This window comes from Stutzerimonas sp. FeSN7 (assembly GCF_030263795.1).
GTDB lineage: Bacteria > Pseudomonadota > Gammaproteobacteria > Pseudomonadales > Pseudomonadaceae > Stutzerimonas > Stutzerimonas stutzeri.
Genome location: NZ_JARPMN010000001.1, coordinates 3131335 through 3145015 on the forward strand (window position 1 = coordinate 3131335; position 13681 = coordinate 3145015).

At 60.6% G+C, this 13681-nt stretch carries 10 protein-coding genes and 3 pseudogenes; 8 read left to right on the forward strand and 5 right to left on the reverse strand.

Translation table 11 applies throughout. From position 1 onward, the window contains the following. The first annotated feature begins 1 nt into the window (after position 1). Positions 2-3136, forward strand: coding sequence for a multidrug efflux RND transporter permease subunit TMexD2 (locus tag P5703_RS14820; protein WP_027591160.1), 3135 nt, complete (start codon positions 2-4; stop codon positions 3134-3136). Positions 3137-3140: 4 nt separating this feature from the next. Beyond that, complete coding sequence (locus tag P5703_RS14825) at positions 3141-4574, forward strand: multidrug efflux transporter outer membrane subunit TOprJ1 (protein ID WP_003152694.1); 1434 nt, start codon at positions 3141-3143, stop codon at positions 4572-4574. Positions 4575-4822: 248 nt separating this feature from the next. Here the strand turns inward: P5703_RS14825 and P5703_RS14830 are convergent. After that, a pseudogene (locus P5703_RS14830) lies at positions 4823-5539 on the reverse strand (SOS response-associated peptidase family protein). Between the two features lie 94 nt (positions 5540-5633). Between P5703_RS14830 and P5703_RS14835 the strand changes: the two are divergent. The 4 genes and pseudogenes from P5703_RS14835 to P5703_RS14850 all read left to right on the forward strand — a co-directional run bounded on the left by P5703_RS14835 (position 5634) and on the right by P5703_RS14850 (position 8435). Then, positions 5634-6065: a LexA family protein gene (locus tag P5703_RS14835; RefSeq protein WP_058179789.1), complete on the forward strand. Its 432-nt coding sequence runs from the start codon at positions 5634-5636 to the stop codon at positions 6063-6065. Then, positions 6052-6297, forward strand: a pseudogene (locus P5703_RS14840) (Y-family DNA polymerase); the annotation flags it as partial. The gene P5703_RS14835 and the pseudogene P5703_RS14840, both read left to right, overlap by 14 nt. 66 nt (positions 6298-6363) lie before the next feature. Then, positions 6364-7383, forward strand: a complete 1020-nt coding sequence (locus P5703_RS14845) for a tyrosine-type recombinase/integrase (RefSeq protein WP_073865954.1) — start codon at positions 6364-6366, stop codon at positions 7381-7383. Then, positions 7380-8435, forward strand: coding sequence for an integrase (locus tag P5703_RS14850; RefSeq protein ID WP_285587674.1), 1056 nt, complete (start codon positions 7380-7382; stop codon positions 8433-8435). Before P5703_RS14845 ends, P5703_RS14850 begins: the two co-directional genes overlap by 4 nt. A gap of 182 nt (positions 8436-8617) precedes the next feature. Here the strand turns inward: P5703_RS14850 and istB are convergent, their stop codons facing one another. Together istB and istA are read right to left on the reverse strand one after the other, a co-directional pair. Then, positions 8618-9421, reverse strand: coding sequence for an IS21-like element ISPst3 family helper ATPase IstB (gene istB / locus P5703_RS14855; RefSeq protein WP_013983152.1), 804 nt, complete (start codon positions 9419-9421; stop codon positions 8618-8620). Continuing rightward, a complete protein-coding gene (gene istA / locus P5703_RS14860) occupies positions 9414-10913 on the reverse strand; it encodes an IS21-like element ISPst3 family transposase (RefSeq protein WP_141239078.1) in 1500 nt (499 codons plus the stop codon). The genes istB and istA overlap by 8 nt, the downstream gene beginning before the upstream one ends. A gap of 444 nt (positions 10914-11357) precedes the next feature. On the opposite strand from istA, the gene P5703_RS14865 reads away from it, so the two are divergent. Next, complete coding sequence (locus P5703_RS14865; RefSeq protein WP_063542809.1) at positions 11358-11954, forward strand: cation efflux transmembrane domain-containing protein; 597 nt, start codon at positions 11358-11360, stop codon at positions 11952-11954. A 155-nt stretch (positions 11955-12109) separates the two neighbouring features. Here P5703_RS14865 and P5703_RS14870 read toward each other — a convergent pair. Together P5703_RS14870 and P5703_RS14875 are read right to left on the reverse strand one after the other, a co-directional pair. Next, positions 12110-12211 (reverse strand): annotated as a pseudogene (locus P5703_RS14870) (MerR family DNA-binding transcriptional regulator); the annotation flags it as partial. 78 nt (positions 12212-12289) lie between these two features. Next, entirely contained in the window at positions 12290-12922 is a 633-nt protein-coding gene (locus tag P5703_RS14875) for a peroxiredoxin (protein ID WP_063542807.1), read from the reverse strand. Positions 12923-13081: 159 nt separating this feature from the next. Here P5703_RS14875 and P5703_RS14880 point away from each other — a divergent pair, with 159 nt between their 5' ends. Further along, positions 13082-13489, forward strand: a complete 408-nt coding sequence (locus P5703_RS14880) for a MerR family transcriptional regulator (RefSeq protein WP_063542805.1) — start codon at positions 13082-13084, stop codon at positions 13487-13489. Positions 13490-13681: the final 192 nt, after the last annotated feature.

A 13681-nucleotide genomic window follows, 5' to 3' on the forward strand; every position in this document is an offset into this window, starting at 1 on the left:
CATGTCCCTGTTTTTCATCCGGCGCCCCAATTTCGCCTGGGTAGTCGCCCTGTTCATCTCGCTGGGTGGCCTGCTGGCCATCCCGTTCCTGCCGGTGGCGCAGTACCCCAACGTGGCGCCGCCGCAGATCACCGTGACCGCCACCTATCCCGGCGCTTCGGCGCAGGTGCTCACCGACTCGGTGACCAGCGTCATCGAGGAAGAACTCAACGGCGCCAAGAACCTGCTGTACTTCGAGTCCACCAGCAACGCCAACGGCATCGCCGAGATCACCGTCACCTTCCAGCCAGGGACCGACCCCGAACTGGCCCAGGTTGACGTGCAGAACCGTCTGAAGAAGGCCGAGGCACGTATGCCGCAGGCCGTGCTGACCCTCGGCATCCAGACCGAGCAGGCCACCGCCGGCTTCCTGCTGATCTATGCGCTGAGCTACACCGATGGCGACAAGGACGCCAACGTCACGGCGCTGGCCGATTACGCCGCGCGCAACATCAACAACGAAATCCGTCGCGTGAACGGCGTCGGCAAGCTGCAGTTCTTCGCCTCCGAGGCGGCCATGCGCGTGTGGATCGATCCGCAGAAGCTGGTCGGCTACGGCCTGTCCATCGATGACGTGAACAACGCGATCCGCGCGCAGAACGTGCAGGTGCCGGCCGGTGCCTTCGGCAGCACGCCGGGTTCCAGCGAGCAGGAGCTGACGGCGACCCTGGCGGTCAAGGGCACCCTGGACAACCCGCAGGAATTCGCCGCCATCGTGCTGCGTGCCAACCAGGACGGCTCGCGCCTGACCCTGGGCGACGTGGCACGCATCGAGGTCGGCAGCCAGGACTACAACTTCGGCTCGCGCCAGGACGGCAAGCCCGCCGTTGCCGCCGCCGTGCAGCTGTCGCCCGGTGCCAACGCGATCCAGACCGCCGAGGCGGTCAAGCAGCGTCTGACCGAGCTGTCGGCCAACTTCCCGGACAACGTCGAGTTCTCCGTGCCGTACGACACCTCGCGCTTCGTCGACGTGGCCATCGACAAGGTCATCATGACCCTCATCGAGGCCATGGTGCTGGTGTTCCTGGTGATGTTCCTGTTCCTGCAGAACGTGCGCTACACCCTGATCCCGTCCATCGTCGTGCCGGTGTGTCTGCTTGGTACCCTGACCTTCATGTACCTGCTGGGCTTCTCGGTGAACATGATGACCATGTTCGGCATGGTGCTGGCCATCGGCATCTTGGTGGACGACGCCATCGTGGTGGTGGAGAACGTCGAGCGGATCATGGCCGAGGAAGGCCTGGCGCCGGTGCCGGCGACCATCAAGGCGATGGGGCAGGTGTCCGGGGCGATCATCGGTATCACCCTGGTGCTGTCGGCGGTGTTCCTGCCGCTGGCCTTCATGGCCGGCTCGGTGGGGGTGATCTACCAGCAGTTCTCGCTGTCGCTGGCGGTGTCGATCCTGTTCTCGGGCTTTCTTGCGCTGACCTTCACCCCGGCGCTGTGTGCCACGCTGCTCAAACCGATCCCCGAGGGCCATCACGAGAAGACCGGTTTCTTCGGCTGGTTCAACCGCAAGTTCACCGCCCTGACCGGCCGCTACACCAAACTCAACGGCAAGCTGGTGCCGCGCGCCGGGCGGGTGATGTTCATCTACCTGGGCGTGGTGGTGCTGATGGGTTTCTTCTACCTGCGCCTGCCGGAATCCTTCGTGCCGGTGGAAGACCAGGGCTACATGATCGTCGACATCCAGTTGCCGCCAGGCGCTACCCGTGAGCGCACCTCGGCCACGGGTGAGGAGCTGGAAGAGTTTCTGATGGCCCGCGAGGCCGTGCAGACGTCCTTTCTGGTCCTCGGCTTCAGCTTCTCCGGCATGGGTGAGAACGCGGCCATTGCCTTCCCGCTGCTCAAGGACTGGTCCGAGCGAGATTCTTCGCAGTCGCCGGAAGCCGAGTCGGCTGCGGTCAACCAGCACTTCGCCAACCTCGATGACGGCGCGATCATGGCGGTGCCGCCACCGCCGGTCGAAGGCCTGGGCAACTCGGGTGGTTTCGCCCTGCGCCTGCAGGACCGCGCCGGCCTTGGCCGCGATGCCCTGTTGGCAGCGCGCGATGAAGTGCTGGGCAAGGTCAACGGCAATCCGAAGTTCCTCTACGCCATGATGGAAGGTCTGGCCGAGGCGCCGCAGCTGCGCCTGGTGATCGACCGTGAGCAGGCCCGCACGCTGGGTGTCAGCTTCGAAGCGATCAGCAGCGCGCTGTCCACTGCGTTCGGCTCGTCGGTGATCAACGACTTCGCCAACGCCGGCCGCCAGCAGCGCGTGGTGGTACAGGCCGAACAGGCCGAGCGCATGACGCCGGAAAGCGTCCTGCGCCTGCATGTGCCCAACGACAGCGGCAGCCTGGTACCGCTGAGTGCTTTCGTCACCACGAGCTGGGAGGAAGGCCCGGTGCAGGTCGCGCGTTACAACGGTTACCCGTCGATCCGCATTGCCGGTGACGCCGCGCCCGGCGTGAGCACTGGCGAGGCGATGCTCGAACTGGAGCGCATCGCTGCCGAGCTGCCCGAAGGTATCGGCTACGAGTGGACCGGGCTTTCGTATCAGGAGCGGGTCGCCAGCGGCCAGGCGACGATGCTGTTCGCGCTGGCCATCACCGTGGTGTTCCTGCTGCTGGTGGCGCTCTACGAGAGCTGGGCGATCCCGCTGACGGTGATGCTGATCGTGCCGGTCGGCGCACTCGGCGCGGTACTGGCGGTGACTGCCATCGGCCTGCCCAACGACGTGTACTTCAAGGTCGGCCTGATCACCGTGATCGGCCTGGCGGCGAAGAACGCCATTCTCATCGTCGAGTTCGCCAAGGACCTGTGGGAAGACGGCTACTCGCTGCGCGATGCCGCTGTCGAAGCCGCGCGCCTGCGTTTCCGCCCGATCATCATGACCTCCATGGCGTTCATGCTCGGCGTGGTGCCGCTGGCCATCGCCACTGGCGCCGGCGCTGCGAGCCAGCGCGCACTGGGCACCGGGGTGCTGGGCGGGATGCTCAGCGCGACCATGCTCGGGGTGATCTTCGTGCCGATCTTCTTCGTCTGGGTGCTGTCGCTGCTGCGCACCAAACCTCAGCAAACCGACAACCATCCCCTGCATAAAGCGGAGTAATGCGATGACCTCTCACTTCATGCTCCGTCGCGCTCTGCTGCCCCTGGCCATCGCCGCCCTGGCGGGGTGTTCGCTGGCCCCGACCTACGAGCGCCCGCAGGCACCGGTCGCGTCGCACTGGCAAGCCGCCGACGCGGAGGGCGCCCGTGCCCAGGCGCTGGACTGGCAGACCTTCATCGTCGATGCCGACTTGCGCCGCGCGGTGGATACGGCGCTGAGCAACAACCGCAGCCTGCGCCAGGCGCTGCTGGATATCGAAGCTGCGCGTGCCCAGTACCGCATCCAGCGTGCTGATCGCCTGCCTTCGATCAACGCCAATGCCAGCGGCAACCGCCAGCGCCTGCCTGCCGATCTGTCGCAGACCGGGCGCTCGGAAGTGACCAGCAACTATCAGGTCGGCCTCGGCCTCGCGGAGTACGAAGTCGACCTGTTCGGCCGCGTGCGCAACCTCTCCGAGGCCGCGCTGGAGACCTACCTGGCGACCGAGGAGGCGACCCGTGCCACGCAGATCAGCCTGGTTGCCGAGGTCATCCAGGCCTACCTGACCCGCGATGGTGCGCTACGCCGCATGGCCCTGGTCGAACAAACCCTGGACAGCCGCATGGCCTCGCTGGAGCTGGTCAGCCAGCGCCGTGCAGCGGGGGCCGCCACCGCCCTGGATTACCAGGAAGCGGTCGGCCTTGCCGAACAGGCTAGGGCCGAGCGCGAGAGCACCGAACGCCAGTTACGCCAGGCGGACAACGCCCTGGTCCTGTTGCTCGGCACGCCAGATGCCGCTCGCCTGCTGCCCGCGACGCCCCGCGACGACCTGATGGTGCTGCAGGACATCGCCCCCGGCACCAGCTCGGAACTGATCGAACGGCGCCCGGACATTCTCGCCAGCGAGCACCGCCTCAAGGCGCGCAATGCCGATATCGGTGCAGCTCGCGCCGCGTTCTTTCCCCGGATCAGCCTGACCGGTTCGGTGGGCAGCTCCAGTGCCGAGTTGTCCGGATTGTTCGATGGCGGCTCGCGGGCCTGGAGCTTTGCCCCGACGCTGTCGCTGCCGATCTTCGCCGGTGGCCGCAACCGCGCCAACCTGGACCTCGCCGAAGTGCGCCAGGACGCGGCGGTGGCCGACTACGAAGGCACCATCCAGACCGCCTTCCGCGAAGTGGCCGATGCCCTGGCCGCCACCGACACCCTGCGCCGCGAGGAGGCTGCCCGCCAGGCTCTGGCCGGTTCCAGCGAGGCTGCGATGGCCCTGGCTAAGGCGCGTTACGAGGGCGGCGTGGACGACTACCTGCGTTATCTTGACGCCCAGCGCAGCACCTTTAGCAACCAGACCACACTAATTCAAATCAGCACGGAACGGCAGATTGCGCTGGTTGACCTGTTCAGGTCTCTGGGCGGTGGCTGGGGCCAAACTGAACCGATGGCCGGGATCGGCGCTGAGTGAGCAAAGCCAGGAGTCCTGCATTCGAAGACAGGACTCTGGCTCCATCACCAGTGAGCTACTGGTCATCCACGGGGAAATCGCCTGATCGAGAATAAGACTCTCTGACGACTGGCAGGCCTATGGATTATTGGTGGCGGCAGCTAACGGCTCTATAAAGAGCTGCAAAAAATCACTGTAACGCATTGATTGACTGCTTCTGGCCGCTTCCCGCCGGTCGCAGCTGACTGGCGCATCTCGCCTCCGGTCGATCAGAGCCTGTCGGGTGGTTCCTTGGAATCAAGGGGGCCAATCAGCGCTGCCCCGGTGTTTTTCACGTTACCCACCGCCTTGCTGACCTGGTACCACTCGAATGCCTCGGACTGCAGGCCCAGTTCCTGCACTATCTGCTCGGCACGCTGCGAAGTTGTGTTCGGGTCTATCCACTCTCGGGCCAAGTCCGCTGGTAGTACCACTGGCCGGCGATCATGGATATCCAACATGCCACCTTGGGCGTCGGCGGTGATGATCACGAACCCATCGTCTTCGCGAATCTCGCTGCCGGCGTGGGGGAGCTGGCCGATGGCGGCGAAGAACATCGGCTCGCCACTGCGCAGGCGGATGAAGTAGGGTTGCTTGTGCTTCGGATCGGTCTCGTCCTTCACCCATTCATACCAGCCGTCAGCTGCGACCAGCGCGCGGTACGGCCATATCTGCCTGAAGAACTTGCCGCTCGCCACCGTCTCGGCGCGGGCGTTGATCGGTGCTGGCATCGTTCCCTTCTTCGCCCAGTGCGGTGCTCACCCCCATCTCACCGCGGCGATCGTCAGGCCCCCTCCCTCCGCGTGCAGCAGTTGCACGTTGGTCTGTGGTGCCACGTTATAGCGCTCGATCGGCAGGTTGTCGTAGCCGCCGATCACCTCCTGCTCGCTGTTCAGCTCCCGCAGGTAATCCGCCATCCCCTGATACTGCGCAAATCGTCCGCACATGACCGTCCGCTCGTCATCGCCTTTCTCATTCTGATTGTAGGTGGGCTGGCTTGTCCTGTACTGTATATAAATACAGCATTATTACGGGTGCACCATGTCCTGCACGATCCTCGGGCCACTGAGCAGCAGCTCCGTGTGCCTGCCTTTGTATTCCTTCCGCGTCCCGGCCGGGTTTCCCTCGCCGGCGCAGGATCACATCGAAGCCGAGATATCCCTCGACGAGCTTCTCGACCTCCGCGCGCCGCATATGTATCTGGTGCGCATCAGCGGCGACAGCATGATCAACGTAGGGATGTTCGATGGCGACCTGGCTATCGTGAATCGGGCGATGGAGGGGCGGCCTGGCCTGATTGTCATCGCTGCGCTCAACGGCGATGCCTTGGTGAAGCGTTTGGCCAAGGAAGGCGAACAGATCGTTCTGCGGGCGGAGAACCAGGCCTACGCGCCGCGCTACGTACTCGAGGGGGATGAGCTACTGATCTGGGGCGTGGTCACCCACAGCGTGCGCTGCCATGCCCCAGGCTGAGTCGGCAATTGCCCTGATCGACTGCAACTCGTTCTACGCCAGTTGCGAGCGGGTGTTTCGCCCGGACCTGCTGCGTACGCCTATCGTCGTGCTGTCGAACAACGACGGCTGCGTGATCGCCCGCTCGGCCGAGGCCAAGGCGCTGGGCATCAAGATGGGTGAGCCGTATTTTCAGATCAGGCAAAAGCTTCGGCAGCACGGCATTTTGGCGTTCTCCAGCAACTACGCGCTTTAGTAAGTTAGGTGGAATGCTTTTTTGAGCTAGTCTGGTTCTACCGACGTCTTCGAGGTGTCGCTTATGGCCTCTAACGAACCGTATGAGGTGGTATTGAGCCGCTATCCCACTGCTCAGGAATGGCTGCGATTGCTCAGTAATCTGGGACGAACGCCTGCCACCTTGGATGCATATGGGCGTGGTTTGGCGCTTTATCTGCGCCACTGCGAGGTCTCTGGTTTTAAACCTGAGTCAGCCTCGTTTGAGCAGGTCACGCTCTACATCCGAAGGCTGTTACCCGGTCAGGAAAATGCGGTGGCGAATTCAACGTTGCACCAGCGTCTCACCGCGATCCGCCTTTGGTACGATCACTTAGTTTTCCAAGGGCTTTGCCAGCGAAACCCTGTGCCTCGCGGACAGCATGCTCGTTTGTTCCAGATACCGGGACATGCCGGGTTTGTAAGAGGCCTGGTGCCTCGACTCATCAAACTACCAAAAATTCCGACTGATGAGCAGTGGCAATGCTTTCTGAAGATAGCGGCGAATTCGTCCCTTCGTGATCGTCTAATGCTCTCGTTGGCGTACTGTGGTGCGCTTCGTCGTGCCGAGCTTGTGGCCCTGAGAATCGAAGACTTGGACGTCGCGCATCGCCTGATCTCGGTACGGGCTGAAACAACCAAGAGCCGGCGCAGCCGCGTCGTGTGCTACAGCCCCGCCATTGCCCCTGTCCTGATGGCACATCTTCACGCTCTTCGGCGCGCAGGTTGGTTGAAAGGGCAGCTATTTCGCTCCGAGTCAGATCGCAATCGTGGTTCCGCGCTGACGCGTTGGACGTGGAGTAAAACAGTCGAGGCATGGGCCAAAGGCGCAAACATTTCATGCGTGAGTACACACACATTTCGGCATCTGCGGCTAACACATCTGGCACGCGCGGGCTGGAAACTGCACGAGTTGACCGCCTATGCAGGACATCGAGATCCGAAAACGACCTTAATTTACCTGCACCTTTCGGGTGCGGATTTGACCGCAAAAATGGCGCAATCGGTGGGCAGTCTGGACGCCAGAATGTTCAGTGAACTTTTTAAGTCGGAGCCATCATCATGAGCGCCACAACTACTGTGGACTATGTACCGTTTGATGTCAGCCGGTATGAGCGTAGCAAGGTGGTGTTGGAGTCAGAACGAGCCATTCTATCCAATCGTCAGTATCGCTCTGACAGAGCCTATCTTCAGTCAAGGGTGCCTGGGCTTGTAAACCCGCTGATCGATTTGATAACGCATAGCGGGGTTTCTGATCGGTTAGGCACCTCCTCAGTCGCCGCAATTCTTTGGAATGTCAGCAACACGGGCAAACCCTATTGGTGTTGGTCGGAAACTCAGTGGTTTACGTTGCTCAACGCCCCAGCAGGGTCGCGACCGTACCTTGCTGCGGCCGCTTACCATTTAGGCGGCTTTCATACCCCTCAACGTATTGCCAAATTCCGCCAACCAGCAGTTTACGCATCATTCATCTTCGGGCATCAGATATTCAAGTATGAACACGCTCGGTTGAGCCAAACCTTGAAATCATTAGGGTATGCTGCGCGCCATCTCGAACAGTTCCTGTCCAGCGTACTGGGCGCACTAATGCTGGAAAACGGCGATCCTCGGTTGGAAACCTTCACTGAAGAGCTGTTGCTGCGAGGTCAGGCGCATCGAAGCGAAGGTATCGCCAGATCGGTTGGAAAAGTCTCGCATGGTTTGGCAGCGATGGGCATCCTGGCAAAACCGTTGCGTATGCGCGGCTATACCAGCTGGCGTGAAAAGAGTATCGACGGTATTGATCCTGTCTGGGTCAGTTGGTGTCGTCGCTGGCGAGAGACGTCTACCTTACGTCCCCGTACGCGGGAAAGTAATTATAGCTTTATCCTTAGAACCGGCATCTGGTTGGCGAGAAAGCAGCTAGGGATAGTTTCCCCAGTGGAGTGGGACATGACCACCTGCGCAGCGTTTATCGCCGCGGTGGACCGGATGACGGTCGGTGAATGGGCGCTGGAATCCGCCCGCAACACGCAGTTTAGAGGACGTGGTCAGCCGATTGCTCCTAATTCAAAGCGGGCCTTTTTACACGCCGTACGGCGTTTTTTTATCGACTTCGAACTATGGTGTTGGCGCTGATGGAAAATTGACCCACCCTGCCGATTGAAATTTGACCCAGGGCGGATTGCTGATTTTGTTACCAGCAACTGTGGATAAGTCTACCAGCGCAGCTGCTTTTGAACCCACTCCCTCGCTGTCCCAGTTCAGCTGTTGAAGACCTGCCACATGCAGCCATGCAGCAGGCCGTCGTCACCATGAAATCAGAACGACTCATCGTCCTCCGGTTCCTGGCCGCCCTTACGCTTTCGCTCCCGTGATTTGATCTTGGCCTGGGCCGCCAAGCTACTGTGTTGCAGGCGATAGGACTCGTTACCGGTTTCGACGATGTGGCAGTGGTGGGTCAGCCGATCCAGCAGGGCGGTGGTCATCTTGGCGTCGCCGAACACGCTCGACCATTCGGCGAAGCTCAGGTTGGTGGTGATCACCACGCTAGTGTGTTCGTACAGCTTGGACAGCAGGTGAAACAGCAACGCACCGCCAGCCTGGCTGAACGGCAGATAACCCAGTTCGTCGAGGATGACCAGATCCATGCGCAGCAGTGCCTGGGCGATCCGCCCGGCTTTGCCGTCGTGTTTTTCGCGCTCCAGCAGATTGACCAGATCGACCGTGGAGTAGAAGCGCACGCGCTTACCGTGCCGGGTGATGCCGGACACGGCCAGCGCGGTGGCTAGGTGGGTTTTACCGGTGCCTGGCCCACCGATCAGCACCACGTTCTGCGCGGTGTCGGTAAAGCTCAGATTGGCCAGCTCGCTGATCAAGCGAGCGTCGGCGCTGGAGGCGCTGAAGTCGAAGCCGGCCAGATCGCGGTGCATCGGCAGCTTGGCCATGTTCATCTGGTGGCTCACCGAGCGCATGGCGCGATCTGTGTGCTCTTGTTCCAGCAGGTGTTCGAGCAGCCACTTGGACGAGGCTGTGTTCGACTCACCCTGAGCAGTTAACTCCGCCCAGGCCGTGGCCATGCCGTGCAGGCGCAGCTCCTTGAGTTCCGCCATCAAATCACGCATGACCGACCTCCTCGGCCTGGCCACGCAGGCGGTCGTAGCGCGCCGTGTTAGCGACGGGGGCTTCCTTGAGCGACAAGTGGGTTTCGACGCTGGGTGGTGGTTCGGATGCTGTCAGCCGTGCCACGACATTGAGGATGTGTTCGGCGCTCAGGCTGCCGCTCTCCAGTACCAGCTCAACGGCTACCAGCACGGCATCGAGCCCGGCGACCGGTACGGCAGCCAGAACTTGCGCCATGATCCGGTCACCGCCGGCATGACGCCCCAGACCGTGCTTAAGCTGACGCAGCGGCGCCGGCAGATCAGCAAAGGGCGCGCCGTTGCGCAGCGCACCGGGCTTGCGTTCGATCAGCGGGAGGTAGTGCTGCCAGTCATAGCTGACCTGGTCGCGATCCAGCAAGCGGACATGGCTGGCGATCAGCGCGTCGTCAGCCACCACCTCGATTCGCGTCGGATACAAACGGCTGCTGACCCACTTACCCGCGTACTCACACGGCACCGAGTAGCGGTTGCGCCCGACGCTGACCAAGCAGGTGCTGGAGACCCGCGCAGGCCGCTCGACGTAACCGTCGAATGGCGCTGGCACAGGCATCAGTTCAGCGCGCTCCAACTCCAGCACTTCGGCCACACTCAGACCGCTGTATTGAGGGTGCGTCAGCTCGTTCCAAAGCGCGCGGCAGCGCTGGCCCAGCCAGGCATTGAGTTCCTCGAAGGAGTGAAACTGGCAGTCCTGGGCGTCTAGCCAGATACGCCTGCGGCTGTCTTGCACGTTCTTTTCAACGATGCCCTTTTCCCAACCAGCGGCGACGTTGCAGAAGTCCGGATCGAACAGGTAATGCGCGCACATCACCGCAAAGCGTGCATTCACCGCCCGGCCTTTGCCCTTATTGACCTTGTCGACGGCGGTCTTCATGTTGTCGTAGATGCCCCGGCGCGGCACGCCGCCCAAGGCGCCGAACGAGCGTGTATGGGCGTCAAATAACATCTCATGGCCCTGGCTCGGATACGCCACAAGCCAGAACGCACGGCTGGCACACAGCTTCAGATGTGCCACCTGCATACGCCGGTAAATGCCGCCGACCAGCAAGCCTTCCTCGCTCCAGTCAAACTGAAACGCCTCGCCAAGAGCAAAGGTCAGCGGCACAAAGGCCTGCGACGCCTTGCCCTGTCCCCCTCGCCAGGCACGGATAAACGCGGTGAGCTGGCTGTAGCCACCGTCATAACCTTCGGCTTTGATTTGCGCCAACAGCGCCTTGGCACTGCGCCGCTGTTGCTTGGGCCGCAGCGAATCGGCCTTTAGCGCCTGCTCCAGCGTGGTGTGAAAAGGGCTGAGTTTGTTGAAGATCGCGCGGCGTTGGTAGACCGGCGGCTTGGCCTCAGGTGCTCTGACCCACTTGCGAATCGTGTTGCGCGCCAACCCGGTGCGCTTGGCTATCTCATGCAGCGACAGCTTGTCGCGGAAATACATCCGGCGGATTTTGCCCATCATTTCCATACTGATCACCCTGTGTTCTCCTGCTCAAAAATTGAGCAGAAGCAGTTGAACACCTGGGTCAGTTTTCAGTCGGCAGAACAGCCTCTACTGGGTCAGTTTTCGGTCAGCGGCAACAGGGCTGCCATCAGAAATTGCGATTCCAGCCGCATTTTTCGCAGTGATACAGATGATCACTTCCCCTATTGCGGCCAAGATTCTTGTGCGAGGCCGAAAAGCTCCGGATCAACAGCTTAAGAACTGTCGATGACAAATCTACCTGTAAATATGTTGTACCTTCGTGGGTATGACATGCGGGACATTAAGAGAGCGAGCATGACTTCATTTCCAAGTGGAAGCAGCGCTCCTCTTGCTTGCGAGAATGGAACGTGCAGAGTGGGTTGATGTCCGGTTTCGTAGGGGCAAATCCAAACTGGTACATCGACACCTTCAACAGGAAACGACGATATGAGTGAAGAACAACTGGAGATACGCACCGCAAGCCAGCGGAACATTTTGTGGGCAGTTCTTGGCCTCAACATCGCACTCGCAGCGGCGTTTGCGGTGACTGGCCTCAGGGCCGATTCCAGCGCGCTGATTGCCAACGGGCTTGATAATGCCTCCGACAGTATCGTCTACATAATCACTCTATTGGCGCTAAGCCGTCCCCCGTTATGGAAGCGAGCTGCCGCGCGCGTTTCCGGAGGGCTGCTGATTCTGTTTGCCGCCGGCGTTCTGTTTGACGTCGTCCGCCGGTTCTTGAGCGATGTCGAGCCGCTAGGTTCCACGATGATGGTGATGGCGGTAATTGCTGCGGCAGTGAATGCGCTGTGCGTTTGGCTGCTTAAGCGAATCCGGGAAGCCGACGTGAATGTCCGTGCGGCAACGACCTTCAGCACCAATGACTTCGTCGCGAACGCTGGCGTGCTAATCGGTGGAGGTCTCGTAATCTGGACAGGCCAGGCGTGGCCCGACCTCGTCGTTGGTCTGGCCGTGGCGGCCATCGCCCTCAAGGGTGGCATCCGGATACTGCGTGATGCTAACTGCGAGGCTGGCAGGTCATAGCCGCGGTAGAGAGGGGCACTGGAAGCCAAAGGCGGCATCCTGAAGTATCTGGAACTCGCGAACTTCATCAAACGTAAAGCCTCACCGTTGGCCTGGATGATGAATTGCGACCATGCGAGCGCATCTTGCGGATAACGTCGGTAGTCAGACTCTATGCGCCTCGGATTGCGTATGAGCTTTTCTTGCTCGTAGTAGCGAATCGCCGGGCTAGTACCACCGCTCAGCGTAGAAAGCTCGCCAATACTGAATGTCTTCATTAAATCACTTCGACGGGGAAGCCGAATCACACCAACGAGCAGCCTGAAGTAACGGGCTACTCGCTGCTCTATTACAATTTAGCGAGGTTGACGCGTTACTCGAAGATAGGGTGTTTTGGCATCCCAGCCCTCAGGGAAGCGCTCCTTGGCCTCTTCATCCGAAAGCGAAGGGACGATGATGACATCTTCACCGTTTTGCCAATCTACTGGCGTGGCTACCTTGTGTTTGCCGGTTAGTTGAAGCGAGTCGATGACACGCAGAATCTCATTGACGTTGCGCCCGGTGCTGGGAGGATAAGTGAAGGTGAGACGTACTTTCTTCTCAGGATCAATGATAAAGACGGTACGAACTGTGACCTTGGGGTCGGCTTTCGGATGGATCATCCCGTAGAGATTCGCGACCACTTGGTCCTTATCTGCCAACAGGGGATAATTAAGCGCTGCGCCCTGAGTCTTCTCAATGTCCTCGGCCCACCCGGTGTGGGAATCAAGCGGGTCGACGGAAACACCTATTAGCTTGACGCCGCGCTTGGCGAACTCATCTTTGCGCTTGGCAAAGGCGCCCAGCTCCGTGGTACAAACAGGCGTGTAGTCGGCGGGGTGTGAGAACAACACGGCCCAGCTATCACCAAGCCACTCATGAAAACTAATGGTGCCTTCGGTGGATTCTACCGTGAAGTCGGGAGCTATCACTCCAAGTTGTAACGTCATCAGATGGTCTCCTAGTGTGCTGTTTACTGGCGTGTAAAGAGCAAGCTTTACCGTTGGTAATTAGAGATGCAGTCAGGCGCTCTCGCGCTTGTCAACGTTTTGCTGAAACCGCACAATAAAACCTCTAGTAACTAGAGATGCAAGTCTCCAGGATCTTTGATGCGACAACAATGCTACCGAATTGGTGAATTGGCCAAGCGCACCGGTGTGGGCGTGCCCACAATCCGTTACTACGGTGAGGTCGGGCTTTTACCGGAGGCTGGCCGTGGGCCGGGAGGGCAAAGACTCTATGAATCGTCTCACCTGCGTCGGCTCATGTTTATCCGTCACTGCCGCAAACTTGGGTTTAGTCAGGAGGACGTCCGCGCGCTGCTCTCTCATGCCAACCAGACTAACGCCTCCTGTAAGCAGGTGGATCGCCTCGCGCGAAGACATCTCAAGAATGTGCGTGAGAAGATCGCCGCTCTGCAGGCGCTGGAGCAGGCTTTGGAAGATATGATTGATGGCTGCCAGGGCGGCAGCGTGGAGGAATGCCAGATCGTCGGGGCGCTTACCGTGGGGGAATAATTCCTCAGCTTGTACCTTCGTTCGGTTACCGCCACCTGGAGGCTCGGGCCGTCGAGAAGCAGCGCAACGTCAAGCGTGCCGGCGGTCCTGTCGAACCGGCCAACGGCACCCGTGCGCTGATCGCGGCGATCGGTCGTCCTTGACGGTGTCCTGCTGAGACGGGTTCTCCTATCAAGAAGCAGGTATGCCGGC